The organism is Mesorhizobium sophorae, assembly GCF_002270415.1.
GTDB classification, from domain to species: Bacteria; Pseudomonadota; Alphaproteobacteria; order Rhizobiales; family Rhizobiaceae; genus Mesorhizobium; species Mesorhizobium sophorae.
Genome location: NZ_NNRI01000009.1, coordinates 89,679 through 113,887 on the forward strand (window position 1 = coordinate 89,679; position 24,209 = coordinate 113,887).

At 57.6% G+C, this 24,209-nt stretch carries 25 protein-coding genes and 2 pseudogenes; 9 read left to right on the top strand and 18 right to left on the bottom strand.

Annotated elements, in window-relative coordinates; translation table 11 throughout:
- Positions 1-33: 33 nt before the first annotated feature.
- Positions 34-1,236, top strand: a complete 1,203-nt coding sequence (locus tag CGZ66_RS15955; protein WP_095085107.1) for a DUF2865 domain-containing protein — start codon at positions 34-36, stop codon at positions 1,234-1,236.
- On the opposite strand, the gene gltX is transcribed toward CGZ66_RS15955, so the two are convergent.
- The 7 genes and pseudogenes from gltX to CGZ66_RS15985 form a co-directional block, all read right to left on the bottom strand.
- Positions 1,154-2,527: a glutamate--tRNA ligase gene (gene gltX, locus CGZ66_RS15960; RefSeq protein WP_095085108.1), complete on the bottom strand. Its 1,374-nt coding sequence runs from the start codon at positions 2,525-2,527 to the stop codon at positions 1,154-1,156. The genes CGZ66_RS15955 and gltX overlap by 83 nt on opposite strands.
- Positions 2,528-2,688: 161 nt before the next feature.
- Positions 2,689-3,480 (bottom strand): hypothetical protein, encoded by a 792-nt coding sequence (locus CGZ66_RS15965; protein ID WP_245331111.1) that lies wholly within the window; start codon positions 3,478-3,480, stop codon positions 2,689-2,691.
- A complete protein-coding gene (locus CGZ66_RS40740) occupies positions 3,465-3,833 on the bottom strand; it encodes a hypothetical protein (protein ID WP_245331112.1) in 369 nt (122 codons plus the stop codon). Before CGZ66_RS40740 ends, CGZ66_RS15965 begins: the two co-directional genes overlap by 16 nt.
- A 239-nt stretch (positions 3,834-4,072) precedes the next feature.
- Complete coding sequence (locus tag CGZ66_RS15970; RefSeq protein WP_095085109.1) at positions 4,073-5,878, bottom strand: ABC transporter ATP-binding protein; 1,806 nt, start codon at positions 5,876-5,878, stop codon at positions 4,073-4,075.
- A 391-nt stretch (positions 5,879-6,269) separates the two neighbouring features.
- The gene (locus tag CGZ66_RS15975; protein WP_095085110.1) at positions 6,270-6,680 is read right to left on the bottom strand and encodes a GNAT family N-acetyltransferase; all 411 of its coding nucleotides are present in this window, start codon (positions 6,678-6,680) and stop codon (positions 6,270-6,272) included.
- Between the two features lie 52 nt (positions 6,681-6,732).
- Entirely contained in the window at positions 6,733-8,409 is a 1,677-nt protein-coding gene (locus CGZ66_RS15980; protein WP_095085111.1) for an NAD+ synthase, read from the bottom strand.
- A 122-nt stretch (positions 8,410-8,531) separates the two neighbouring features.
- A pseudogene (locus tag CGZ66_RS15985) lies at positions 8,532-9,077 on the bottom strand (DNA-3-methyladenine glycosylase I); the annotation flags it as partial.
- Positions 9,078-9,174: 97 nt separating this feature from the next.
- Between CGZ66_RS15985 and CGZ66_RS15990 the strand changes: the two are divergent.
- Entirely contained in the window at positions 9,175-9,960 is a 786-nt protein-coding gene (locus tag CGZ66_RS15990; protein ID WP_143748750.1) for a hypothetical protein, read from the top strand.
- A 214-nt stretch (positions 9,961-10,174) separates the two neighbouring features.
- On the opposite strand, the gene CGZ66_RS15995 is transcribed toward CGZ66_RS15990, so the two are convergent.
- A complete protein-coding gene (locus CGZ66_RS15995; protein ID WP_095085113.1) occupies positions 10,175-11,257 on the bottom strand; it encodes a hypothetical protein in 1,083 nt (360 codons plus the stop codon).
- Positions 11,258-11,711: 454 nt separating this feature from the next.
- On the opposite strand from CGZ66_RS15995, the gene CGZ66_RS39130 reads away from it, so the two are divergent.
- The 3 genes from CGZ66_RS39130 to CGZ66_RS16005 all read left to right on the top strand — a co-directional run bounded on the left by CGZ66_RS39130 (position 11,712) and on the right by CGZ66_RS16005 (position 13,514).
- A complete protein-coding gene (locus CGZ66_RS39130; RefSeq protein WP_143748752.1) occupies positions 11,712-11,909 on the top strand; it encodes a hypothetical protein in 198 nt (65 codons plus the stop codon).
- Positions 11,872-12,312 (top strand): hypothetical protein, encoded by a 441-nt coding sequence (locus tag CGZ66_RS39135; RefSeq protein WP_143748754.1) that lies wholly within the window; start codon positions 11,872-11,874, stop codon positions 12,310-12,312. Before CGZ66_RS39130 ends, CGZ66_RS39135 begins: the two co-directional genes overlap by 38 nt.
- A gap of 542 nt (positions 12,313-12,854) precedes the next feature.
- The gene (locus tag CGZ66_RS16005) at positions 12,855-13,514 is read left to right on the top strand and encodes a hypothetical protein (RefSeq protein WP_095085115.1); all 660 of its coding nucleotides are present in this window, start codon (positions 12,855-12,857) and stop codon (positions 13,512-13,514) included.
- Between the two features lie 45 nt (positions 13,515-13,559).
- On the opposite strand, the gene CGZ66_RS16010 is transcribed toward CGZ66_RS16005, so the two are convergent.
- The 4 genes from CGZ66_RS16010 to CGZ66_RS41340 form a co-directional block, all read right to left on the bottom strand.
- Positions 13,560-13,817 carry a hypothetical protein gene (locus tag CGZ66_RS16010; protein ID WP_095085116.1) on the bottom strand — a complete coding sequence of 86 codons (258 nt, stop codon included), beginning with the start codon at positions 13,815-13,817 and terminating at the stop codon, positions 13,560-13,562.
- Position 13,818: 1 nt separating this feature from the next.
- The gene (locus tag CGZ66_RS16015; RefSeq protein WP_095085117.1) at positions 13,819-14,586 is read right to left on the bottom strand and encodes a hypothetical protein; all 768 of its coding nucleotides are present in this window, start codon (positions 14,584-14,586) and stop codon (positions 13,819-13,821) included.
- A gap of 328 nt (positions 14,587-14,914) precedes the next feature.
- The gene (locus CGZ66_RS16020) at positions 14,915-15,559 is read right to left on the bottom strand and encodes a recombinase family protein (protein WP_095085118.1); all 645 of its coding nucleotides are present in this window, start codon (positions 15,557-15,559) and stop codon (positions 14,915-14,917) included.
- A 182-nt stretch (positions 15,560-15,741) separates the two neighbouring features.
- Positions 15,742-15,876, bottom strand: coding sequence for a hypothetical protein (locus tag CGZ66_RS41340; RefSeq protein ID WP_280952807.1), 135 nt, complete (start codon positions 15,874-15,876; stop codon positions 15,742-15,744).
- Between CGZ66_RS41340 and CGZ66_RS16025 the strand changes: the two genes are divergently transcribed.
- A complete protein-coding gene (locus CGZ66_RS16025; RefSeq protein ID WP_143748756.1) occupies positions 15,875-16,132 on the top strand; it encodes a hypothetical protein in 258 nt (85 codons plus the stop codon). The genes CGZ66_RS41340 and CGZ66_RS16025 overlap by 2 nt on opposite strands.
- Here the strand turns inward: CGZ66_RS16025 and CGZ66_RS16030 are convergent.
- The gene (locus CGZ66_RS16030; protein WP_095085120.1) at positions 16,129-17,958 is read right to left on the bottom strand and encodes a recombinase family protein; all 1,830 of its coding nucleotides are present in this window, start codon (positions 17,956-17,958) and stop codon (positions 16,129-16,131) included. The two genes, CGZ66_RS16025 and CGZ66_RS16030, sit on opposite strands and share 4 nt — an antisense overlap.
- Before the next feature lie 82 nt (positions 17,959-18,040).
- A pseudogene (locus CGZ66_RS16035) lies at positions 18,041-18,217 on the bottom strand (DNA-3-methyladenine glycosylase I); the annotation flags it as partial.
- Positions 18,218-18,410: 193 nt separating this feature from the next.
- On the opposite strand from CGZ66_RS16035, the gene CGZ66_RS16040 reads away from it, so the two are divergent.
- Together CGZ66_RS16040 and CGZ66_RS16045 are read left to right on the top strand one after the other, a co-directional pair.
- Positions 18,411-18,974: a DUF1003 domain-containing protein gene (locus CGZ66_RS16040; protein ID WP_095085121.1), complete on the top strand. Its 564-nt coding sequence runs from the start codon at positions 18,411-18,413 to the stop codon at positions 18,972-18,974.
- Complete coding sequence (locus tag CGZ66_RS16045) at positions 18,971-19,558, top strand: DedA family protein (RefSeq protein WP_095085122.1); 588 nt, start codon at positions 18,971-18,973, stop codon at positions 19,556-19,558. Before CGZ66_RS16040 ends, CGZ66_RS16045 begins: the two co-directional genes overlap by 4 nt.
- Before the next feature lie 61 nt (positions 19,559-19,619).
- On the opposite strand, the gene CGZ66_RS16050 is transcribed toward CGZ66_RS16045, so the two are convergent.
- The 3 genes from CGZ66_RS16050 to CGZ66_RS16060 form a co-directional block, all read right to left on the bottom strand.
- Positions 19,620-20,207 (bottom strand): hemerythrin domain-containing protein, encoded by a 588-nt coding sequence (locus CGZ66_RS16050; RefSeq protein ID WP_095085123.1) that lies wholly within the window; start codon positions 20,205-20,207, stop codon positions 19,620-19,622.
- Positions 20,208-20,247: 40 nt separating this feature from the next.
- Positions 20,248-20,607 carry a diacylglycerol kinase gene (locus CGZ66_RS16055; protein WP_095085124.1) on the bottom strand — a complete coding sequence of 120 codons (360 nt, stop codon included), beginning with the start codon at positions 20,605-20,607 and terminating at the stop codon, positions 20,248-20,250.
- 81 nt (positions 20,608-20,688) lie between these two features.
- On the bottom strand, positions 20,689-21,105 hold the full coding sequence (locus tag CGZ66_RS16060; protein WP_095085155.1) for a GFA family protein: 417 nt from the start codon (positions 21,103-21,105) through the stop codon (positions 20,689-20,691).
- Positions 21,106-21,528: 423 nt separating this feature from the next.
- Here CGZ66_RS16060 and CGZ66_RS16065 point away from each other — a divergent pair, with 423 nt between their 5' ends.
- Positions 21,529-22,599, top strand: coding sequence for a GGDEF domain-containing protein (locus tag CGZ66_RS16065; RefSeq protein ID WP_095085125.1), 1,071 nt, complete (start codon positions 21,529-21,531; stop codon positions 22,597-22,599).
- 119 nt (positions 22,600-22,718) lie between these two features.
- Here the strand turns inward: CGZ66_RS16065 and CGZ66_RS16070 are convergent, their stop codons facing one another.
- Positions 22,719-24,092: a class II 3-deoxy-7-phosphoheptulonate synthase gene (locus tag CGZ66_RS16070; RefSeq protein WP_095085126.1), complete on the bottom strand. Its 1,374-nt coding sequence runs from the start codon at positions 24,090-24,092 to the stop codon at positions 22,719-22,721.
- Positions 24,093-24,209 lie beyond the last annotated feature (117 nt).

The following is a 24,209-nucleotide window of genomic DNA, read 5'->3' on the forward strand; positions in this document are numbered from 1 at the left end:
CATCGCGCAGGCAAGCAGGCGGGGTTTTCGGACATGACGGGCGAAAGGTTGAAGCTGACGCATGTTGCTGCGCTGCTTGGCGCGCTCGTGCTTTCAGCCATCGCGGTCACCGAGCCGCAGGCCGCCTCACGCGTCTGCCGCCAGTTGGAAGCCGATCTTGCCGCGGCCTCACGCGGCGGCGGTGGCCCGGCGTTGATCCGCAAATACGACGCGGCAATCGAAAGGCAGCGCGAACAGATCTCCAGGGCCCGCAGCCGATCCAGCAGCGCCGGTTGCGGCTTTTCGCTGTTCAGCCGTAATGTCAGAGAATGCGCCGGGCTCAACGCCACCATCGATCGCATGAATGCCAATCTCGATAGCCTGCAGGCCAAGCGCGCCCGGCTCTCCAGCGGCGGCTCGCGTCGCGACCGCGGCCGCATCCTGGCGGCGCTCGAGGCCAAGGGTTGCCGCGATGACACCGTTGCACCGCAGCGAGCGCCGCTGCAGGAAGCGAACCGTGAAGACGGCAACGCAAACCTGTTCGAACAGCTTTTCGGCGGCAACAGCCAGCAGCTCGATGCGCTCGATGAGCCTGACGATCTGGGCGAGGAGCGCGATGTCAGCAGGGTGCTCAACCGGCCCGGCGTACCGGATTTTTCGAGCGTCGGCGGCGGCGAGTTCCACACCACATGCGTGCGCACCTGCGACGGCTATTTCTTCCCGATGTCGAATTCGGCTTCGACGAGCGATTTCGAGCGCGACCAGAAGAATTGCGAATCAAGCTGCCCTGGCACCGAGATGCAGGTTTTCTATTCGCGCGGCATGGATGACGCTTCGGCTGAGATGACGTCATCGGTCACCGGCCGGCCCTACAGCGAATTGCCGACCGCCTATCTCTACAAGCAGTCCAACATGCCGCGGCCGCCGGCTTGCGGCTGCAACGCCGCGCGGAATTTCCAGGTCATCGCCGGCAACCCGCCGAATCCTGAGCAGTCCAAGCCCGAAACGGACGCGACACCGTCCATTCCGGTTCCAGCTACCAAGCCCGATCCGGGTACCGATCCGGAAACCCTGGCCAATGTGGAGGGCGGACTCGACCGCGAGGCGATCAAGCGACTTTCCGCCAAGCCGGTGACGTCGCCGGTGTCCGCGTTGCCACCGGACCAACGCAAGGTCAGGGTCGTCGGGCCAGCGTTCCTTCCCGACCCATCAGCGGCAATAAATCTGCAAGCTCCGGCCCCGAAGGCAGTCCGGTAAGCGCGAGCCTCAGCGGCATGAACAGCGCCTTGCCCTTGCGGCCGGTTGCTTCCCTGATCTTGCCCGTCCACTCTTTCCAGACCGTCCCGTTCCAGGGTTCCTCCGGCAGCAGGTCGAACGCTTGACCCAGGAAATCGCGGTCGTCGTCGGAAAATTCCGGCCTCTCCTGCGGGCCCTCGCGCAAGGTGCGCCACCAGCTTGTCGCATCGGCCAGCCTGTCGAGATTGCCGCGCACCGCAAGCCAGAACGACTCGGCCTGGTCACCCGAGACGCCGAGCACGATCAGCCGGTCTTGTGCCTCGGAGAACGGCATATGGTGCAACAGCGCCCGGTTGAGCACGAAGAGCTCGTCAGGATCGAACTTGGCCGCGGATTTCGATGTCGCCGCCGGATCGAAGCGTTCGGCGAGTTCGGCCATCGTTGGCACAGCCGCGACATTCTCCGAGGTGCCGACCAGCACGGCGAGCGAAGCGACGGCCATCGGCTCGATGCCGTCCTCGCGCAGGCTTTCGATGGAGAGCGCGCCAGTGCGTTTCGACAACCCCTCGCCCGATGCCGTGGTCAAAAGGTTGTGGTGGCCGAACACCGGCGGCTCGGCAGCCAGCGCCTGGAACAGGGCGATCTGCACGCCGGTGTTGGTGACGTGGTCGTCGCCGCGGATGACATGGCTGACGCCCATCTCGATGTCGTCGACCACCGAAGGCAGCGTATAGAGATAGGTGCCGTCCTCGCGCACCAGAACCGGGTCGGAAAGTGAGGCAAGGTCGACGGTTTCCTCGCCGCGCACCAGATCGTTCCAGTGAATTTCGGTACGTTCGGGTTGTAGTGGATCGCCTGAGAAATTGGGCAACAGGAAGCGCCAGTGCGGGCGGCGCCCATCGGCTTGGTATTCGGCGATCTGCTCCGGCGAAAGCGCCAGCGCCTCGCGGCCATAGACTGGCGGCAGGCCACGCGTGCGGCGCACCTTGCGCCTGAGGTCGAGCTCCTCCGGAGTCTCGTAGCAGGCGTAGAGAACGCCGGCCGCCTTCAGCCTTTCGACCGCCGCGTCATAGACCTCGAAACGCCGCGATTGGTATTCGGTGGCATCCGGGAAAATGCCCAGCCAATGCAAATCGTAGAGGATGGCGTCTGAGAATTCCTGCTTCGAGCGGGCAATGTCGGTGTCGTCGAAACGCTGGATAAAGCGGCCCTTGTTGTTCATGGCAAACAGCCAGTTGAACAGGGCGGTGCGCGCATTGCCGATATGAATGCGGCCGGTTGGCGACGGGGCGAAACGAACGGTAACTGTCATGAGCGGGGCGTACCGGATGCTTTTGTGATTGACAAGACGCGCCCCCGCGCGGTGCGGCAGACATAGAACAGGACGCGCGCAATGAAAAGACCGGGGCGGCGTGCGCTCAGTCGGCGTATAGACATGCGTGCTGGCGCCGACGAACAAGTCGTCGAAGGCGATCAGCGGCCGAAGTCATCGGAACTGAGGCGGGTCCAGCGGTCGCCCATCAACCCACCGATAAAGATGTCGCCGGAGCGGACCGCTTCCGCGACCTCAGCGATCCGCGAGCGAACCATCGTCCCGCCGGCATAGCGGAAGAAGACATTCTTGTAGCCGAAGAGTTGGGGCATGAATCTGCTCTGCGTCTGCCCGGTGATGCCCGCGCAGCCCATATCCCACGCGGCCGCGATTAGGCCATCCAGCGTCGCGCCCCAGTGGGATCCTGAGGCCTGGATTTGCAACAGGTTCGCGATGCCGCCGGCTTGACCGTAGAAGGCGTAGCAACCGAGCATCTTGCCCGTTTCGTCGTAAGTCCCGCCGAAATGAAGTGGCCCGTCGGCCCGCTTCTCGGCCGCCAGCGAGAGCAGCCGTGTCAGCTCGCCATCCCTCCAACTCGGCCGAAGCGAGTAATCGGACAGGAGGGTCGGCAGCCGCTCGGCAAATTGCGCTGCATCGATCGGCTCACGGTGGACACGATGCGACGACGAAGGCGGGACGGGGTGCTCGAACCTTCCTTTAGCGAGAACATCGAATGCTCTCGCGCAGGGATCGGTCGCCAAGCGAGGCAGGTCAGGCCATTTGCGGTGCAGTGCGGCGGCGGCCATAGCGGCCGGCCGGAAAACACAGGTCCATCCCAGACAATGGACCGGCAGCAGCTGATACTTCATCGGGCGCGCGAAGGCCAAGGATGTCCGGTTGGCCGAATCGGTCAGCTGCAGATCGAATTTTCCTTGATTCAAGGCACGCAGCAATTGCGGTCGGCCGAGCCGTGATCGGTGCCGGGGTCGGCCATGAGCGGACCGATGATTGCCGCATTCAATGCCGTTCCGTTGAGCTCGTAGCGGGCTTTCAGGACGCCGAGGAACCCACCTAGACGTCCTTGCGGGCTGATCTGGACCAGAGCGTTGCTCTCACCGGGCTGGCCGGCAGGCCCAAGATAAATCGTTCTCATATATTCGGCCGTCTCCGCGATCGCGCGATCGAGGAGGTGACGCCGCCGCTGGCGAAACTTCGCCAGGAAGAGTGCGGCGACGCTCTCGAGATCTTCGGCAGCGAGCGGCCGAACCGAGCCGTGCTGAGTCTCCAGCACCGACGGCGTAGCCACTTTTTCCGGACCCGTATTTGCGGAAACAAGATGCATCGTGAAGCCTGTCTGTCGCAGGCAAAATCCTGCGCAGGTTAGTCGGATTCCAGGATATGCATAGACCGCCTCTGGGTTGCTCAGAGCAGGCTTATACCAACCAGTAGTAGAAACAACGTAAACAAGACGTCTCAAAACTCAGGATCTGGAGCGCCCTGGAGCCCGAGAAGTAGCCTCCGGCCGAAGCCGGAGGCCACTTCAGATCAGATGACCAGTCCCTTGGTCAGTTCGAGCGCCTGACGCTCGAACAGCCGGCGGTAGATGCCGCCCTTCAGCCGGATCAACCCGTCATGCGAGCCTTCCTCGACGATCTTGCCGCGATCGAAGACCAGCAGCCTGTCCAGCGCCCGCACCGTCGAAAGCCGGTGCGCGATGACCAGCGTCGTGCGCCCGACCATCAGCCGTTCCATCGCCTGCTGGATCAGGACCTCCGATTCAGAATCGAGGCTCGATGTCGCCTCGTCCAGGATCAGGATGCGCGCATCGGCAAGGAAAGCGCGCGCGATTGCCACGCGCTGACGCTCGCCGCCCGACAGTTTCACACCGCGTTCGCCGACCAGCGTGCCGTAGCCCTTCGGCAGGTTGGCGATGAAGTCATGCGCACTCGCCAGCCGCGCCGCGTGCTCGATCTCATCCTGCGTCGCCGTCGGCCGGGCATAGGCAATGTTCTCGGCCAGCGACCGGTGAAACAGGATCGGCTCCTGCTGGACGATGGCGATCTGCCCGCGCAGCGACGCTTGCGCCACCTGCGCGATGTCCTGGCCGTCGACCAGGATTCTTCCCGCATTGACGTCATAGAGCCGCTGGATCAGCTTGACGAAAGTCGTCTTGCCCGAACCCGAATGGCCGACAAGGCCGACACGTTCACCCGGCGCGATATCGACCGAAAAGTCGCGATAAAGCGGCGATCGGTGATTGCCGTAGTGAAAGGTGACGTTGTCGAAGCGGATAGCCCCCTGCGTGATCCGGATCGGCTTGGCGCCGGGCCGGTCCTCGATGCCGAGCGGTTCGGACTGGAACTCGACCAGCTCCTCCATGTCGTTGATCGAACGCTGCAGGTTGCGGATATGGGTGCCGATATCTCTGAGATATCCCTGCAGCACGAAGAACGACGTCAGCACGAAGGCAACGTCACCGGCGCTCGCTTGCCCCCACGACCACAGCATCAACGCCAGGCCGATCACCGCGGCTCTCATGACCAGCAACAGCGCCCCTTGCGTGGTGCCGTTGATGGTGCCGCGCACCCAGGTCCGCCGCGTGCGCGCACGCCATTTGGCGACGACCCTGGCGAGGCGTCGCTCTTCGCGCTCCTCGGCGCCAAATCCCTTGACCACGGCGTTGCAGCTCACCGCGTCGGCCAGCGAGCCGCCGAGGCGCGTGTCCCAGGTGTTGGCGAGCCGCGCAGCCGGTGCGACATAGCCGAGCGACAACATCGCCGTCACCGCGATGAACAGCACCGATCCGGCGGCAACGACCACGCCCATCAGCGGCCAAAACCAGCCGAGCAGCAGCGTCGAGCCAACCAGCATAGCGACGGACGGCAGCAGCGCGATGAGGATCGTGTCGTTGAGCAGGTCGAGCGCCCACATGCCGCGCGTCACCTTGCGCACGGTCGAGCCGGCAAAGCTGTTGGCATGCCAGTCGGTGGAAAAGCGCTGGACGCGATGGAAGGTGTCAGCGGCGATATCGGCCATCATCTTCAGCGTCAGCTCGACGATCGCCATGAAGGCAAGGTTGCGCAGCACGACGCCGGTCAACGCCAGCGCCATCAGCATCGAGAACGCGGTCATCGCGGCATTCCAGGCAATGGCATCGGCGCCGGCGCTGCTGGCGACGGCGTCGACCAGCCGGCCTGAATAGAGCGGCGTCAAAACGTCGACCAGCGTCGACAGCAGAAAGCCGCCCATGATGAGCGAAAGCCGCCACGGCTGACGCCGCCAATGGGTGAGCGTGAAACCAAGAACGCTGCGAAAGGCGCTCGCGCGCAAATCGATTCTAAAACGAGCCATGATGTCATTCGGGCGCAATCGAGCCCGATCCCAGTAAGGTCGAAAATTGAAGAAGCCGCGCAAGGGCTAGCGATTGCCCAGAATGCGGAGTGGCATATTTGGCGTCTCGCCCGTAATCGGGCGGCGACCGGCATCGGCACAAGCCTGCAGCCAATCCGGCATCAGCGCGAGGACAAAACCCTCGCGGAATGCCAGATGAGACCTAGGCTTCGCGGCCTCGCATTACCATTTGAAATACTGCCATTCGGACCTCCCGCAAATGAATCGCGGAACGGTCCTTATAAAGACGCCCCGATGCATCGCCAAGATCGGCTCATGTCGAAAGTCTATCTGGTCCAAGCACTGAGGTTATTTTGCAACAACGGCGGATGTCGCCATCGTCGCGCCCTCTTCATTGCGGAATGTGATCGAGGCGCATGTATCGACCATCCGTCGATGCCTTGAAGCCCAGTTTCTCATAGACTCCGTGTGCGTCGCTGGTCGACAGGCTCCAGTGCGAAACCGTGCTGAGTTCGGGGTGGTCGATGAGTGCCTGGACCAGTCGCGACCCTATGCCTTGCCCGCGATGCTCCGGCCAGATGATGATGTCGGCAAGATAGGCAAACACCATGCGATCGGTGATCGCCCGGCCGAAACCGACCTGTTTTCCATCTAGATAGGCGCCGACACATAGCGAATTGGCAAAGGCTCGCCGATGGAACTCATCGTTGCGCCCGGCACCCCAATAGCTGGCCATCAACAGGTCGGATGTCGCACGGAAATCGATCCGTGATATGTCGAAGCTGATCTCACACTCGGGCACGGCTGTACCCTTGCCCGCGAGATGGCGCGAGCTTTCGGTCCACGACCGCCATCTAGCTGCGGTCCCTGAAACGGTTGGTGATGGGATAGCGGCGGTCACGGCCAAAATTCTTCCGGGTGATCTTCACGCCCGGTGCCGCCTGCCGGCGCTTGTATTCGGCGATGTAGAGCAGGTGCTCGATGCGTGTCACCGTCGCCCGGTCGTGACCACGTGCGACGATGTCGTCGACCCCCATCTCGTTCTCGACCAGGCATTCGAGGACATCGTCCAACACCGGATAGGGCGGCAGCGAATCCTGGTCGGTCTGGTTCTCGCGCAATTCCGCCGACGGCGCCTTGTCGATGATGTTCTTCGGAATGACCTCGCCCGAAGGCCCGAGCGCGCCCGGCGGCACGTGGCTGTTGCGCCAGCGCGACAGCGCGTAGACCTGCATCTTGTAGAGGTCCTTGATCGGATTGAAGCCGCCGTTCATATCGCCGTAGAGCGTGGCGTAGCCGACCGACATCTCGCTCTTGTTGCCGGTGGTGACGACCATCGAGCCGAACTTGTTGGAGATCGCCATCAGGATGGTGCCGCGCGCACGGCTCTGCAAATTCTCCTCGGTAATGCCTTCCTTGGTGCCCTCGAAAAGCTGTGTCAGCGTGTGCAGAAAGCCCTCGACCGGCTCGAAGATCGGCACGATGTCATAGCGGCACCCGAGCGCGCGGGCGCAATCCTCGGCGTCTTTCAGCGAGTCCTTCGAGGTGTAGCGATAGGGCATCATCACCGCGCGCAGGCGTTCTTCGCCAAGCGCATCGACGGCAAGGGCGGCGCAGATCGCCGAATCGATACCGCCCGACAGGCCGAGCACGACGTTCTTGAAACCGTTCTTGTTGACGTAGTCGCGCAGGCCAAGCATGCAGGCGCGGTAGTCGGCCTCCTCCCTGTCCGGGATCTTCGACATCGGCCCTTCAGAACAGATCCAACCGCCATCCGTTCGTTTCCAGGTGGTGACGTCGACCGCTTCCTCGAACTGGCTCATCTGGAAGGCCAGCGTCTTGTCGGAACCGATGGCAAACGACGCGCCGTCGAAGATCAGTTCGTCCTGGCCGCCAAGCTGGTTGGCATAGATCATCGGCAGCCCGCATTCGATGACCTGGCGGATGACGACCTGATGGCGGACATCGATCTTGGCGCGATAATAGGGCGAGCCGTTCGGCACCAGCAGGATCTCGGCCCCGCTTTCGGCCAGCGTCTCGCAGATGCCGACATCGCCCCATATGTCCTCGCAGATCGGAATCCCGATCCGCACACCGCGGAAATTGACCGGCCCCTGGATCTCGGGTCCAGCCTGGAAGACGCGCTTTTCGTCGAATTCGCCGTAGTTCGGCAAATCGAGCTTGTAGCGTTCGGCGATGATCTTGCCGCCATCGGCGAAGACGATCGAATTGTGCGTGCCGCTCTTGCGCTTCAGCGGCGTGCCGATGATGACGCCCGGGCCGCCATCGGCGGTATCGGCGGCAAAGTCCTGCGCCGCCTTTTCGCAGGCCTTCAGAAAAGCCGGCTTCAGCACCAGATCCTCCGGCGGATAGCCGGCGAGGAAGAGCTCGGTGTAGAGCACGACATCGGCGCCCTGGCGGGCTGCATCCGCCCTCGCCTCGCGCGCCTTGGCGAGATTGCCTGATATGTCGCCAACAGTCGGATTGAGCTGGGCCACGGCGATGCGCAGGATGTCGAGCTTCTTGGTCATGCTGCTGACTTAGCGCGGCAAATTTGCCCGAGCAATGGCGTTCGTTTGGACCAATCCAGACCGAATGACATATGTCGTTCGTGTCCAGACCGAATGTCAGATCGTGGCTGGGCGACCGGGGATCAGTCGTCGCCCATATATTCGCGCAGCGCTTCCGGCGAATGGTTGTCGCCGATCGACATCGCCAGGATGCGCGAAATATGCCGGCGCGGCAGGCCCGTCTGCGCCGCCCATTGATTGATCTGGTTTTGGATCTTGTCGAGATCCTTCTTCGAGGTCGGGCTTTCGGCGATGTCGAGGCCGGCATCGCGCAGTGCCGCCGCCATATCACCCGAAATGACGAAGGCATCCCAGCCCAGCCAGCGCAGGAAATACTGGCCGGTGTTGCCGCCGAGCCGGCTGCCATGCTTGCCGAGATAGGCCATCAGGCCGACCTGATCGTCCGCAGGCCAGTCGGCAAGGAATTTGCCGAAACCGCCATATTCCTTCGACACCCGCTCGACGAAGGCAGCATTGTCGCGCACCGATTTGATCTTCTGCGGATTGCGCACGATGCGTTGGTCGGCGGTCAGATCATGCCAGAAATCATCGGGCTGGAACAACAGCCGCTTCGGCTCGAAGTGGAGGAAGGCTTCTTCGAAGCCCGGCCATTTCTGTTCGATGACCCGGCAACAGTCAATTGAACATCATGCGAAATAAGGATTCCTTGAACTTTCCCGCACCCTCAAATGCTATAAAGTAATGCCGAACCGGGGGAATAGCACTGTGCGCAAACTCACCATTCTTGCTCTCGCCTTCGTCCCGTCATTGGCGTTCGCAGATGATAAGCCACCGGTAACGGTCTATGTCCGAAATGCGAGCGAAAAGACCGCCCTTACATCTGAATGTGAAACTCCCGTTGGCGGTGAGATGACATGCCATTTTCGCCAGTTGACAGTTACCAAACCTGACGAAGCCAAAGCGGAAGAACGCATTTCAAAAGCCACTGACGACTTGCTGAAATCAATGGATACACAATCGCAAGAGTGCCCAAAATTCGCAGCGATGGTGGGCGCTCTTGAAAGCGGTAAGCCGCCAGCAGATGTTGATGAAAAGGCGTTCGAAGACAATTGGGGTAAAACTCCGCCAGAAGCCAAAGCCGATACCCTGACAGTGTTGAAAGCGTTCATGAACCTGTGCGGCAACCGTGACCGTGCAAGCGCCGAAGCGGTGGCTAGGGCAAGCGAAACCGTGGAGGGTTCGAAGTGTTCAATCACTAACTGGACCTTCGATAAAACCTTTCAGCTGAATTATTCAACGAAGCGGTGGCAATCGACGGTTCAAAACTCTGACTCCTGCGGGACCATCGACTATGCCGAATTCGCCAGACCAACCGATTTGAAAGACCCGGGGTACTTCTGGAATTACACCGCCAAGACGCTGGTGACCAATCCGGGCGGACAAACCATTCTTGGCGCTTCCTGCAACACGGTAGACCAACAGGAACACAAATTCACTTGGCAGGCCGGCGAGTTCTTCGCCAACTGCCGATATGTTCAACTCTCTCCGTAGCCTTCCAATGAGCGCTCAAATCAAGTCGGCTTTGATCGTCGCCGGGGCCATTATCGTTGCGATGGCCATGTACATCTATTTCAGCCCTTTCCATACGTGCCTGCGCTCGATTGAGAACAGAGACGGCAAGGCTGCATTGTATTGCGCCAATGCGGCGGCTGGTGGCCGATAAAAAGAAACCCGGCTTTCACACCGGGTTCAAACCGTGAGATTTTTATGTTTCGCCAAGGCTGAATGCATATTCAGTGAACAGGTTGGCGCATGTCAGCTTGTTGTTAATCTTGGAATCGACGCTGCGGCTTGCACTCACCAGATTTCGGGCTGCATGTGACACGATAAGAGTGTCTTCGTCCGACATGCCATAGGCCGTGCCATAATACGTCTTGTTCGGTGAATTATCGCCATTCGGTATGCTGTCATCAGGCTTTAATAGCTGCATGTTCAGCGGGATATAACCAAATCCAAGTGTTACAACCGTTCTTGCCTTCCGAACAGCGGTGTGGATGGCTTTAATCTCACTGGATTCACGATCAACCCCCTCCGTGTAGGTTTTGATATTCTTCGCCAGTGCAACCAACCGTTCTCCGGATATTTCTTCTTCACCAAAGTCACATGGTGATTGAGAACTCCCATCCATCCATCGAAGTTTCCCAACGGTTCCATATGGGTGATAGATCGTCATTTCGTTGACGTACCTAGCTGCCTCCGCTGGAGTCACGCCATCGTAATACGTGAGAATTGAGTGATACATGAAATGTTCAAAACAGCGGTCATAATTGAAAGCGATTACCGCTAGGTTCCGCATTCTGTTCAGCATCTCGCCAAGCGTCGATTCGAATAGCAGACTGCCAAAGCGGTTGAACCAAGTGCCCGCAAGATTGGAAAACACCACCCGTTCACTGGCCGTTTGCCAGTTCTCTGGATGTAATTTGCTCTTGCGTTCTGCAATCAAAATGCACCGAACGATGGCGAGTTTTCCACACAGTTCAATCGCCTTCGAGTCCTTGTGTGAGTCGAGATAATTATCAATTGAACGTGCTAACGGGAGTGCATCGCTTATTCTGCGGCTGGCATCGATAAGCAAGTCTCGGGAAAGCTGATAGGCGGCTGTTTTCACCACATAGTCGATGGCTGCACTAATTCTTTGGTCTGGTATTTTATACATGTCCCAAGCATCTGGTTCTCTGACCACTTTCAAGACGGTAGATATGCGTTCTTTAAGCTTGTCACCAAGGGGTAATCCAACCTCAAAGCTAGCCCCTGCCCCAAGGATCAACAGAGTTTTGTCTTTGAACATTTGATGCACTCCCAAGCCTTGGGCTGCATCCTACCGAGTCAATGCCGGAACGCCAGCCGATGCGAGGATTTACACACCGAATTTGCCACGTGTTGCGGTGAAGATTGCTTGAATTGTTAAGCAGTCAAAGCCACACCTTTCCAAATGGCACAAGAAGCAAGCCTTTGCACCGCTGGCTGAGGCTGTTGATTTTCCACCACCAAAAACTTCCATGGTGAAGCTGGCACTTGAAGCTGACGGGCTGGTGACGTTGCCGTGCAAGGGTAATCGAGTCGTCGTTTTCCAGCTTATTAAACTGCTCCTCGTATGAACCGAGGCACAGTCTTTTCAAGACTGGGTGCTTCGACCGTAGGCCCCATCGCTCGTCTTATACAAGTCGGTTTGACGTTGTAGGAATCTTATCCTATGATATCTTAGACGTTGTTGCGAAGGGTTTGGGGTCTGAGACCGCTTAATGGCTGGAACGGCGATTGGGTTACTTGTTGAGCAGTTGCCGGAAGACGCAAAGGCGTGGATCGGCAACCTTCCGCTGTCCCGTGCTGAGATCGAAAGGCTGCTGAAAGAGACCGGGGTTGAGAACTTCGAAGACCACTGGCGAGAGGACAAAGCCGAACTTGACGACCTTGAGAACAGCTTCCGCACCAAGCCCTGAAAGCGGACAGCGCTGCTATCGTCAGCGGTTCAAGGCCGAAGGGCTACTATACGAGTTTTCAGCGACCAACGGCGGCCCGGTGACATTCCGAACCATCGGTGGGGCAACCCCACTGAAAGCGTTTGCATGCGGCTCATGGTTGGCATGGGGCGCCGAGGTCGCCCAGTTCACGGAAGGCGGCTACTTTCGAAATGGATTTCCCGTTCTGCGGCACGTTGTGGCGTTGACCGCAGAATGGGTCCAGCGGGAAAAGCCCTACAGCTTCCATTTCGAGGCGACCGACGACAGAAAACACCGAATTTATGAATACCTCGTCGCACGTTATGGCGGGTCGATAGCTCACCCGTATACATCCTATCGGGACGGCTGCCTGTTCTGCTTCGTGCGCAGGTCCGATCCATAGTTTTTGCACTCAATCCGTGCCGAGCAGCTTATCGCCCGTTTGACTGTCGTACTTACGTAGCCGATTCGGAAACGGCAAAATATTATTCCTGTTCCATGGAACAAAAAGCAATATTATTGCGCCAAAAATCATGTGCACTTTGTCTACATAGGTCTGACATAATGTAATACGCATCAATATTCCTTCAATCCGCCAAGCGAATTGTAGTAAGCATTTCCATTTTGTTATATCGCCAAGCGATTGATCATGAATATTTTTGAAGGGCATTGTGCCACCAACGTTATAATTGTATCTATTACAAAGGAAAAACATGAATATAGACGACATACTCCAATCAATGGATGGAGAGAAACCACCAAAATCAATTCAGGATATCATCGATAATTTCAGAGAAGACTATCGGGTAATATATATGGAATTCCGAACTTCAATTAGTAGCGAACGCTACCAAATTGCAAACTTCCAGCTATCGCAGCTTTTGGTCGAAATGAATCTGGCGATTCTATATATCTTGCAATCTGCGAATTTGGACCCAAAACGTTATGTTTAGCGTCCGTCTCGATCAGCCAACACACGACGCTCTGGGCATCCTTGCAAAGCGATCCTCGCTCGATACCAGTGCGTTTGTCCGGAAGATCATCAACGACTACTTTGCCAAGAACGGCACTAAGGTGGCTAAGGAGCTGATTTTAAACGAGGTGCAAAAGCACGATCTGAATCAGTTCGTCACCATCCCATTCGTGCAGGCAAGCGATCCGGAGGCCGCCTATCGGCGGCTGTCCGCAAAGACCAAAAATGCCATCACGCCAGCAAAGCCATTCGCCCTCTTTGAAAGGGATCGCCCCACAGGAGAGCGACTGGTGAAAGCCTACTTCTCAGCCATGCGCAGAAAGTTTGGCTCAAAGGGAAATCTGCCCGCATTGGGCGTCTATGAGGCGATAAAAAAGAACGGCATAGATGCCACCTTCTTGCATTATCACTGCCTGCTGGCCATCCCAGAGCCCGAGGAAGGCCGTTTCGCCGAGGCTACCTCCGATTTCTGGACAAGCGTAGGAAACCGTCACTTTGGCGCTCCCATCGTATGCAAGGTTGAACGGGCGAATTCAAAGGAAGCCGTCGCTCGATATGCATTGAAAAACGTCAATGACGATTACCCAATCGACTCAATCATCATGGTGGGCTTCGACCGCCCGCCCGGCTAACAGCAATTTAGTGCGCCTATCGGTTCAGCCATTGGAACCGCTCACCTAGTCGCCAGCCGCCACTACGAAAAGTCCTAGAAAGAATGCGACAAATGAAGACGGAAGCCATTCAAGGATTCTATGTAGGCCAATCCAGCTTTGAGGGTTGAAAACCCATGGCGATTTTTCCGGCTCGAAAAAGTGCTGCATCAGGTTCATAGCAGACAGCGGAGTCCACTCACCCGTTTGCAGGAACCAAACGGTTTGCAACCCGAGAATGGCGAGTGCACCCAAAATGAAAACCCAACCAAGTACGATGTGCATCTTATGAAGCCGATTCAATTTGTGGGATGTAATCCCGTTCGAACTTTTCGGCCTTCTTGACCATCTTTGCGTAGCGCTCTGGGTCTGCCTTTTTGATGTGGTTCAAGATGGCTATTTCTTTGAAATAATCCTTCGCCGAAAATATCTTCATGGTGAGGGATGGAAAGATGGCAACAAGGATATTCAAAAACATCACTAGGAATGTAAGGAAAAGAATGATCCCAAGCACCATAGCCACAAGGTAAGTAGCGAATGGGTAGTCAATGGCGATGTTAATTAGCGGATACAATGGGTTGAATTCGTCCACTCTTTGAAGATGGATTGGAATCGGTCTATCGCCAATGGCAATCAAAATTTTGGATGCGGGCTCTATTCCATAACTTCCGGTATAGCCGTCTGACACTCCTGAAACCGTGATGGTATCGCCGGGATTCAGGGTGAACAAGTTATCCCCTGCAAGTGCACTTACTTTTCCGTTCTGTTCAGCTATGACCGAACGGAAATTGGACGTTCTGACCAAAACATCTTTGTAAATCCTATCTCCATTGTTTTTGATTACAAATTTTTGAACAGCATAGACATTCGTATAATTCGAGGATGATCCAGCGGTGAGCATCCTATTTCCGCTTTCCATCGGAATTCCTACCATGCTCTGTTCAACATCAAGGCTTGGCAGTTCCGGACTTTCTCGAAGGAAAAAATAGCTGAATGTCGCAACGACGATAGCGCTAATGATAGAGCTAATGACGGCAGTGACTTGGTTTTTCAATTGCGGCTCCTGTGGGCCAAATCAGTCAGCCGCTAATATAGGCGATCCACTGCAGAATATTCTGCCCTTTCGCCTTGGGAAGCCAAAAAGCCTGTGAAAACCTGTGAATTGAGCGGTTTCTGACCCTTTCATGTACAGATTCCTAAAAATTTTTAGAATCGTACAACAAAGCACGAAAAGACACCGCCGCTCATTTCCGATTCATAAGCATTCTTAGAGATGGGCCACCGCCACACCGGGCAATGACCATCCAAACCTTTCCAACGGAGGGCAAATAAAAGGCCGGGAACCAAGCCGGGCCTTCATCGTGTTCAGTGATCGCCAACGGTTAGGTGCGTCTGGCTATGATCCTACGAACCGTCATGTGCGCCATGCCCAATGCATCACCGATCTTGCGGGGTGACATGCCCGTGGAATGTAGCTGCATGATACCAGCTATCATCTTCTGTTCATCAGCCCGTTCAATGAGCCTGCCACCTTCCCCGATGTCATAGCCATATGGCCTTGTACCGCCACCATAGATGCCCTTGGAAGCAAGATTGCGCTTCACGTCCCTGATACGGTCCCTGATGCGCTCCCGTTCGTTCTCGGCCACGGCAGACAGGATTGTGAAGATCAGCTTCGATATGCCGTTCCCGGTCACATCGCCACCAAGGTCCAGCATGTGGAGTTGAACGCCTTGTTCCTTGAATTCCTCTAGGGTTGTGAGTGCGTCCGAAGCGCTGCGAAACATTCGGTCAAGCTTGGGAGTGATGACCACATCACCGGGTTCAATGGCACCAATCAGCAACTCGCCTTGTGGCCTGTCAGCTAGAGGCACCGAACCGGACACTCCACCTTCAACGAAGATGCGGAATTCCTTCCATCCCTTCATCATGCAGTAGCCTTCAATCGCCCGTGTCTGGGTATCGAGCGAGTCGCCATTGTTGGCTTGTTCGGCTGTTGAAACTCGTATGTAGCCAAGGATTTTCATGGGTCTGGCAAAGCCTTTCTGTACCAGCGCTAAAGCAGTGGTACTGATATCGCAGTGGTACAGGCAAAAAGCAAGGGAAAAGCGAGTGCCAGCGGCATGAGGGAACGACCAGTGGCACTCATTTGTGACCGCTCATAGGACAAACGGGCACGTTCGAACCCTGTTTGCCGGGCTCTTGAACGTTAGGCTTTGGGATGCGGTGGAATGCCCCATGAAATCACAGGCTCAATAGGCTGAACACCTTGATTTGCAAGGGTTGTGGTGCCGATGTGCAACAGCACGATGAACAGAAGCACGAATAGAACGTTGTCACGCATGTCCAGAACCGCCTTACAGTCTCATGCTGTCACGGCAACTTACGACTTCACCACCAAAGAAGGTGCGATAGGAGTCCATCACGGCTACCTACCCGAGATGGAAACCGTGGTGGCACTCTTCACCGGGATAGATGCCGAAGTGGAAGTTATCCAGTGTTGGACAGGCAGCACAACCATAGCCATCTTCACCAAACAGAATGGCGGCTGGATGAACGTGTTTGTGTCCAAACCAGCGGCACCATCCATTAGAGCTTAGACCTTGCCCGATCTAGCCAACTCAAATTCCTTAGAACTTCTAGTGGCCTTGGGTAGCTTCGCCTTGTCACCCGTGAAGCCCACATTGAACACCTCGAAAGCTTCCCTGCCTTCCTTGTCACGGTTATCCGGGTAGATGATGCGCATGGCACCACCTTTGAACTTGATGGTGTATCGAGAGTCCAAAGCGGTTTTACGTGATGCCACTACATGGGCTGCATGTTCAGCCTGTTCAGTCCAAAACTCACGCTCTGCATCTGTCTCTGCATTGGTGGCGGCTCTACGGTACAGCTTGGCGTAATGCTTCCTTTCCAGTTCGATGGACTCCACAATCGTCCTGATGTGGTTCGCTGCCTTGGCTCTTAGCTCATAGAGCTTTTCAACGGTCACTTGTCCCGGTTCGGTGCCCACGGTCGGGAAATGTTCAAGATTGCTTTCCTTGGCCGCTGTATGGCCTGCCCTAATCGTGTTGCGCTCTGTCTCTAGCGTTTTCACCTGTTCGTTGATGGCATCTAGCTTGGCTTGGTCTGCATCGATTCCCGGTTGAAGGGTTTTGGCAAGGCTATCGTTTTTGCGGACCATGTTGGCAATCGCCACAATGCCTTTTTGAAGCGATTGTCGCTCACCCTCTAGCGTCTGAATGGTGTCCGTAATTTCTTGGATGCGTGAACCCGAACCGCCATGGATGATGGTCTTAAGGTCAATCTCATTCACGAAGGCCAAGAACGAAGCTTCGAAGCGGTCATAGTTCCATGGTGCCGCATCGTGGCACATCCCATTCAGGGAACCAAAACAATAGAACTGTTCTGCCCTGCCCGGCTTCGCTGGCCTGTGCCTCATGGGCTCTTTGCAGTAGCCGCACTTGGCAATGCCACCAAAAAGATTCGAATAAGTTTCTCCCTTCCTGCCACGACCGACTTTGAGCCGTGCAGCCATACCAGCCTGCATCCGGTAGAACTCTTCCTTGGTGATGACTGCCGGGAAAATCCCTTCCATCACGGTTTTATCTTTGCGGTGATAGTCACCATACAGAGCCGGGTTCTTAAGGATGTGAGACACGTTCGCAGTGTTCCAAAACCGGGCTGGTTTCGTGGAACGCTTTTCAGTGGAAAATGGTGGCTCACCGGCTGCATTCAGGGTCTTGGCAATCTTGGGATAGCCGCAACCCGCCATGCTCATGTCACACATGCGTTCGACAAGTGCCCGTCTCTGTTCGGAATGAAAAACGGCTTTGCCTGTCTCTGGGTCTTTGGTGAGCCAACCGAACATGGATTGCCGGGGAAGGATTCCATTCTCTTTTGCCTTGGCGTAACGCTTTGCGTAGCTCTGCTTGGTCCGGTATTCCTTCTTTGCCGACTCCTCATGTGCCACTTCCATTTTCATGATGGACTTGAATAGCGTGTTCATATCCATGTGGCCCTTGCGGTATTCCTGCCAATCAATGGTTGTGACCACCACAAGCCCGGTGTTGACGATAGCCAGCAACAGCCGCAAGGCGTCTTCCGGCTTGGCACGGCTGATACGATCAAGGGACTCCACAAACAGGATAGTTCCGAACGGAAATTTGCCTGCCTCTGCCTCTCTAAGCAGGACGCCAAGGGCACCGGACAACAGATGCTTTCCCTTGTAGGCTGACAAGCCCATATCGATCATCTGATGTTCGCTGGCGATCTTCACGGCATAACGTTGTTCGCCTTCATCGAACGAGTCACTTTGCCGCCTGATGCCATCACCTTCCGCCTGAATCATTTGGGAAACACGGGCATAGCTCAAAGCCAGCGGCGGTGTTTCAACATTTTCATTATATGAATTTGCTAGCGATTTCATGGGCTTCCACCTTTTGGACACATGTGGGAACCCATCAACGAGTTACAAGGCGCTTCCCTTTATGTCCAAAAGACTACTAGCGGACGCGCCAGACGAAACCGGCGGCAAATACGCGCTCGGCCATAACAGACAGAATGCGATCGTCCGCGATGTCGGCCACGGCGGCATTGTCGGGCGCCGGCCCCAAAAGTGACGAAAGCTCCGCCTCACCGCCCTTGCGTTTTGCCGCACGCAGGCGAATTTTCTGAAAATCGGCCATCGATCCCTCGCTGTTCGCGACAATGTAACACTTCCCGTGAGGGCCGGCAGCCTCTACCTCTTAGTGCATGTCGCTCAAAAGTGGCCCCGGTTTTGAGACAACGACATGCATGAGAACAAAGACCTAAAGCGCGTCGCTTGAATCCGTTTTCAACGCGACGCGCTTTAGGCAAGCCAAGACCCTGGAGACGGCCATGAACAAGACGATCGACGACCTGGCGAACCGCTGGCTCAAGCGACGGCCGGACGGCCTCAGCCAGCTCGAAAGCCGCGTGCTGCAATCGACGCTCGAACGCACCACCATCTCGCGGGACACCAACAAGGCCGTCGCCTTCCATCAGACCTTTGGCGACCGCCTTGCCGACACGATCGCCCGCATCGGCGGCTCGTGGTCCTTCATCCTGACCTTCATCGCGTTCCTGGTCGTGTGGACCGCCGGCAATGTCTGGCTCCTGTCGCGCGACGCCTTCGATCCCTACCCGTTTATCTTCCTCAACCTCGTGCTGTCGATGATCGCCGCCTTGCAGGCGCCGGTGATCATGATGGCGCAGAACCGCCAGACCGAACGCGACCGCATCGACGCCGCCCACGATTACGAGGTCAATTTGAAGGCCGAGATCGAGATCATGGCGCTGCATGAAAAGCTGGACGAACTCCGCCACGGCCAGATCCTCGGCATGCGCGACGAGATCGTGCGGCTGGCCGACCTCGTCAAGCGGATCGACGAAAAGCTGACGCAGCAGCAGCCGCCTTCATGACCGAAACGATCCATCACCTCATCGAACAATACGGACTGCTTGCCGTCTTCCTCGGCTGTGTCGCGGAGGGTGAAAGTGCGGCCATCCTCGGTGGCTTCTTCGCGCACCAGCAAGTCTTCGTGCTGTGGCATACCGTCCTGGCGGCCGCCCTTGGCGCTTTCGTCGGCGACACCTTCTTCTTCATTCTCGGACGAAGCTTTGCCGACCATCCCTACGTCGTCAGATTGCGCAGGCGGCCTGGTTTCCGCCGGGCCTTTCGCCTGCTCAACACCCATCCCGACATCTTCGTGCTGTCGAACCGCTACGTCTACGGCATGCGCCTTGTCGGCGGCGTCGCGGCCGGTCTCTCCAACATCGCGGCGACGCGTTTCATTATCCTCAACGCCATGTCATCGGTGATCTGGGCGGTGCTGTTCAGCACGGTTGGCTATGTCTTTGGTTTGGGGGCCGAACACTTCGTCGGCCAGGCATTGATGCATCACGAGCGGTTGCTGGTCGGGCTTGGCATTGGTTTGACGGTGGCCGTGTTTGCCTGGCTGATCGCCCGCCACGTCGCGAAAAAGGAACGGACCAGGGAAAGCTGAGATCTTTGGTTTCCACGTATGTCGTTGCCCCAAAGCCGCCAAGCACTTTGAGCGACATGGATCAGTCAATACCAAGCGCGACATCACCCCGATCGAGGATCAGCGGGATGATCAGGTCTTCCTCGTCGGCAAGGTGCCTGGTCAGCATGGCGATCAGCCGGCTGTTTTCGTCGGCATAGGCGTCGGCGGCGAAGCGGCGTCTGTCTTCGCTCTCCTGAAGCATCTTGATGAAGGCGTCGGCGGCCTCGGCATTGCGCTCCAGACCTTCATGGATGGTGTGATGGTCGGCATCGAGGATCTCGAAACCGCGCTTCAACCGCGTCTCCGCCTTGGCGAAGACCGGAAAATAGTGATGATCCTCGACATTGTGGTGGCCATCGAGATTGCCGAGAAAATGGTTGAGGCGTGGCGCGAACCAGCGCGCGAAGTCGGGCGCTGTCAGCCTGCCCTCGCGGTAGTCGCCAATGCCGTTGGTCAGCATGCCGCCGAGTTCGCGGAACATGTCGTGACGCTGCAGCCACATATTGGCGACGCCGTGGATGTTGGCGTGGCCCTGCCAGTTTTCGCGCGGGTATTTCTCGGCCAGCCAGCGCAGATCGTCCGGCAGGCCTTGGCGCTCCAGAAGCAGAAGGTTTGTGACTTCAGACATGACGGTTTCCTTTAGTTACCGTCATGTAGGAGCTGTAACGTCAGATCGGTAGCCCGGTGATGCGTTCGATGATGGCGATGCCCCAGACGCCGGCGACGATGATCACCGAAATCAGAACCGCCAGCGAACCGCAGTCCTTGGCCAGCTGGATATCGACATTGAATTCGCGGCTGAAGGCGTCGCAGGCCGCTTCGATGCCGGTGTTCAGCACTTCGACCATGATCAGCAGCAACACCGCGCCGATCAGCAAGGCATAGCCGCGCCACGAGATCGAAACGAACCAGCCGAGCGGCAAGGCGAGCGCGAGCAGCATCAGCTCCTGCTGAAAAGCCTTCTCGCTGACGGCCAGCTTGCGAAACGCCCGCACTGAATTGAAAAAAGCGTCGATCAGCCGCTGCATGCCAAACCCCTTTGCGAATCACCGGCACGGGATAATGCAATGGCTGGCCAGATCAATGGAATAAGGCGATTTGTCCAAGATTCATTCAGCGACCGGTATGGACGGCGTCGACTTTTCAAACTGCGGCAGCCCGTCGTCGATCGAATAATAGTCGCCCTTGTCGCCGACGAAGATGTGGCATTCGCCCTCAAGGCCCGTCGGCGCGTCGAACGATCCCGCCATGACCGAAACGTAGCCCTGATCCTGCGGCTTCCAAAACAGCAGAGACCCGCATGCCTTGCAAAAACCGCGCCTGGCGAAGGAAGACGCTTCGTACCAGGTGATGCTTTCGCCGCCCTCGATCACAATGTCGGCGTCTGCAACATTGGTCGCGGCGTAGAAATGTCCGCTCTGCTTCCTGCATTGCGAACAATGACAATAGACGACGCCACGCAGCGCTCCGCGGGTTCTGAAGCGAACCGCTCCGCACAGACACGATCCGCCGTGACTGTCACTCATTTCGCCCCTCCTTGAAGAACCTGTGCCTGGCATCGGCTTCGTCGTCAGGATTCCAGCTTTGTGGCAGCCATACGCAAGCAAATGCGACATTTGCTGGTGTGGCGAAGCCGAAATCCAGTTTCACTTTTTGCAGCGCGTTATGCGCGAATTCGCATTCAAACCCACCAAACTGGCGTTCATCCCGGATTGTTGGTGCGCAAATTGCAGCCTCCACAGCACACGAGAGAGAGAAAAACCGTGGAACCTCAGCGAATTAAGGAAACTTTAGCGCTCCCGCATTTATGGTCATGGCGAGCGAATGTCGCAGGTGGGGACGCGTCTGTTCGCAAGTTGTTCTGGGTTATCGGGTAGTCTTCCCCGGTTGGCGACAAATGGAACCCCCAAAGTTCTGCGGCGGGATCCAAGGGGAAGAGTGATCAGAACATGCAGGCGGCAGCTGTCCCAACCGAACGAAGCACCGATATCGCGACCACTGTCGTCGCCACAATGCGCCAGTTGGGCGTGCTCGGCCTGCCCCGCAACTACGAGATTTTCTACGAGGCACTGAGCGGCACCAATCGCGAACTCAGCCTCGCCGTCGTTTCGCTGAGCAACCGGCCGACACAGGATGAACTGGACCAGATCGGCCGCGCCTTTTTTGCCCACAACCACGGCCCCGGCATCGTCGAGCATGCCAGAGAAGTCATTGCCAGGGAGCTCGAGGAGGTCGCCTCGCTGTTGAGGAGCGAGCGCAGCCACATCGAGAAATACGGCAGGATCCTCGACGAGACGTCGAGCGGACTGAGCAACCGCAGCCTTCTCTCCCAGGATCTTTTGCAGAAGATCGCCAACGCCATGACGATTGCCACCAATTCGACGATCGACCACGGCCGGCAGGTGGCCTCGACGCTCAGCGACAAGACGGCCGAACTCGAGAGCGTCAAGTCGAAGCTTGAGGAGTACAAGCGGCTGGCCGACACCGATCCGTTGACCCATATCTGGAATCGCCGCGCCTTCGACAAGGAAATCACCAGGATCTACAACAGCAACAAGGGTATCCTATTCAACGCCCTGATCCTTGCCGACATCGATCGCTTCAAGGACATCAACGATCGCTACGGCCATCCGGTCGGCGACAAGATCATCCAGATCATCGCCGACATCTTCCAGACTAGCATTCGCGGTGACATGTTCGTCGCCCGAACCGGCGGCGAGGAGTTCGCGCTGATCATCGAGGGCGCCAGCGAGGACGCAACCTACGAGATCGCGGAGCGCATCCGCGCCCTGATCGAGCAGACGCCGTTCACCAGCAGCCAGACCGGCACGAACTACGGCACCGTCACCGTCTCGATGGGCATTTGCATGGCATCCGAAGCCGAGGGGCCGGAGGATCTGTACACCAAGGCCGACCGGGCGCTGTATCGCTCCAAGGTCAGCGGCCGCAACCGCGTCACCAGGCATTCGACGATGGCCGGCCGCGCCGGCAAGAGCTGGCTGCTCTACAAGAAGGACTAAGAGCCCCATCCGCCTCGGCCCGGACTCGCCGGCCTGCGCTGGGAACGCGGACGCTGAAAAAGAAAAGCGCCGGATTTCTCCAGCGCTTTTTTCCGTCAACGTTCAGGCCGAAGTCAAGCTTAGCCGTTAACGGCCTGCTTGTGCTGCACCGGGTGGCTCTTCTTCAACAGGTCAGAGACCAGGAAGGCCAGTTCGATCGCCTGGTCGGCGTTGAGACGTGGATCGCAATGCGTGTGGTAGCGATCCTGCAATTCATCGGCGGTGATGGCGCGGGCGCCACCGGTGCATTCGGTGACGTTCTTGCCGGTCATTTCGACGTGGATGCCGCCAGGATGCGTGCCTTCGGCGCGATGCACCTCGAAGAAGGTCTGCACCTCCTTCAGGATGCGGTCAAACGGCCGCGTCTTGTAGCCGGCGGCCTCGATCGTGTTGCCATGCATCGGGTCCGACGACCACACCACGCTGCGGCCTTCCTTCTGCACCGCACGCACCAGCTTCGGCAGATGGTCGGCGACCTTGTCCGAGCCGAAGCGGGCGATCAGCGTCAGCCGGCCGGGTTCGTTTTCGGGGTTGAGCAGGTCGATCAGTTCCAGCAACCCATCCGGCGTCAGCGACGGACCGCATTTCAGGCCAAGCGGGTTCTTGATGCCGCGGCAATATTCGACATGCGCGTGGTCGGGCTGGCGCGTGCGATCACCGATCCAGATCATGTGACCTGAAGTGGCGTACCAGTCGCCGGATGTCGAATCGACGCGGGTCAGCGCTTCCTCATAGCCGAGCAGCAGCGCTTCGTGACTGGTATAGAAATCAGTCTCGCGCAGCGCATAGTTGGTTTCCGAGGTGATGCCGACGGCCTTCATGAAGTCCATGGTCTCGGTGATGCGGTTGGCGAGCTCACCGTACTTCTCGCCTTGCGGGCTGTCGGACACGAAGCCGAGCATCCAGCTATGCACATTCTCCAGGCTGGCATAGCCGCCCTGCGCGAAGGCGCGCAGAAGGTTGAGCGTCGCCGCCGACTGGCGGTATGCCATCTCCTGGCGGGCAGGATCTGGAATGCGCGACTTGGCGTCGAACTCGATGCCGTTGATGATGTCGCCGCGATAGCTCGGCAGCGTCACATCGCCCTTGGTCTCGTTGTCGGACGAGCGCGGCTTGGCGAACTGGCCGGCAACGCGACCGACCTTGACCACCGGCTGCGCGCCGGCGAAGGTCAGCACCACCGACATCTGCAGGAAAACGCGGAAGAAGTCACGGATATTGTCCGCGCCATGTTCGGCAAAACTCTCGGCGCAATCGCCGCCCTGGAGAAGGAACGCATCACCGGCAGCAACAGCCGCCAACTGCTTCTTCAGCTTGCGCGCCTCACCTGCAAAAACCAGCGGCGGAAAGGTGGCGAGCTGGGCTTCCGTGTTCTTCAGCGCGGCAAGGTCCGGATAGGCTGGAACCTGCTTGATCGGCATCGCTCTCCACGAATTCGGCGACCATTTCGTCATCGCTGCACCCAAAGCTCTTTCCGAGCAATTCCAGGAAAAGCGTGAAACGGTTTCCGTCCGGAATTGCATCAAACAACAAAGCGAGCGCCGTCGCCCGCCGATCCACCCCATGTGGGG

Bases quoted from the DNA above. Each gene is read 5' to 3' on its own strand.
- CGZ66_RS15955 (WP_095085107.1), top strand. From the start codon at position 34: ATGACGGGCGAAAGGTTGAAGCTGACGCATGTTGCTGCGCTGCTTGGC.
- gltX (WP_095085108.1), bottom strand. From the start codon at position 2,527: ATGACAGTTACCGTTCGTTTCGCCCCGTCGCCAACCGGCCGCATTCAT.
- CGZ66_RS15970 (WP_095085109.1), bottom strand. From the start codon at position 5,878: ATGGCTCGTTTTAGAATCGATTTGCGCGCGAGCGCCTTTCGCAGCGTT.
- CGZ66_RS15980 (WP_095085111.1), bottom strand. From the start codon at position 8,409: ATGACCAAGAAGCTCGACATCCTGCGCATCGCCGTGGCCCAGCTCAAT.
- CGZ66_RS15995 (WP_095085113.1), bottom strand. From the start codon at position 11,257: ATGTTCAAAGACAAAACTCTGTTGATCCTTGGGGCAGGGGCTAGCTTT.
- CGZ66_RS39130 (WP_143748752.1), top strand. From the start codon at position 11,712: ATGGCTGGAACGGCGATTGGGTTACTTGTTGAGCAGTTGCCGGAAGAC.
- CGZ66_RS16005 (WP_095085115.1), top strand. From the start codon at position 12,855: ATGTTTAGCGTCCGTCTCGATCAGCCAACACACGACGCTCTGGGCATC.
- CGZ66_RS16010 (WP_095085116.1), bottom strand. From the start codon at position 13,817: ATGCACATCGTACTTGGTTGGGTTTTCATTTTGGGTGCACTCGCCATT.
- CGZ66_RS16020 (WP_095085118.1), bottom strand. From the start codon at position 15,559: ATGAAAATCCTTGGCTACATACGAGTTTCAACAGCCGAACAAGCCAAC.
- CGZ66_RS16025 (WP_143748756.1), top strand. From the start codon at position 15,875: ATGTCCAGAACCGCCTTACAGTCTCATGCTGTCACGGCAACTTACGAC.
- CGZ66_RS41340 (WP_280952807.1), bottom strand. From the start codon at position 15,876: ATGCGTGACAACGTTCTATTCGTGCTTCTGTTCATCGTGCTGTTGCAC.
- CGZ66_RS16030 (WP_095085120.1), bottom strand. From the start codon at position 17,958: ATGAAATCGCTAGCAAATTCATATAATGAAAATGTTGAAACACCGCCG.
- CGZ66_RS16040 (WP_095085121.1), top strand. From the start codon at position 18,411: ATGAACAAGACGATCGACGACCTGGCGAACCGCTGGCTCAAGCGACGG.
- CGZ66_RS16045 (WP_095085122.1), top strand. From the start codon at position 18,971: ATGACCGAAACGATCCATCACCTCATCGAACAATACGGACTGCTTGCC.
- CGZ66_RS16050 (WP_095085123.1), bottom strand. From the start codon at position 20,207: ATGTCTGAAGTCACAAACCTTCTGCTTCTGGAGCGCCAAGGCCTGCCG.
- CGZ66_RS16055 (WP_095085124.1), bottom strand. From the start codon at position 20,607: ATGCAGCGGCTGATCGACGCTTTTTTCAATTCAGTGCGGGCGTTTCGC.
- CGZ66_RS16060 (WP_095085155.1), bottom strand. From the start codon at position 21,105: ATGAGTGACAGTCACGGCGGATCGTGTCTGTGCGGAGCGGTTCGCTTC.
- CGZ66_RS16065 (WP_095085125.1), top strand. From the start codon at position 21,529: ATGCAGGCGGCAGCTGTCCCAACCGAACGAAGCACCGATATCGCGACC.
- CGZ66_RS16070 (WP_095085126.1), bottom strand. From the start codon at position 24,092: ATGACGAAATGGTCGCCGAATTCGTGGAGAGCGATGCCGATCAAGCAG.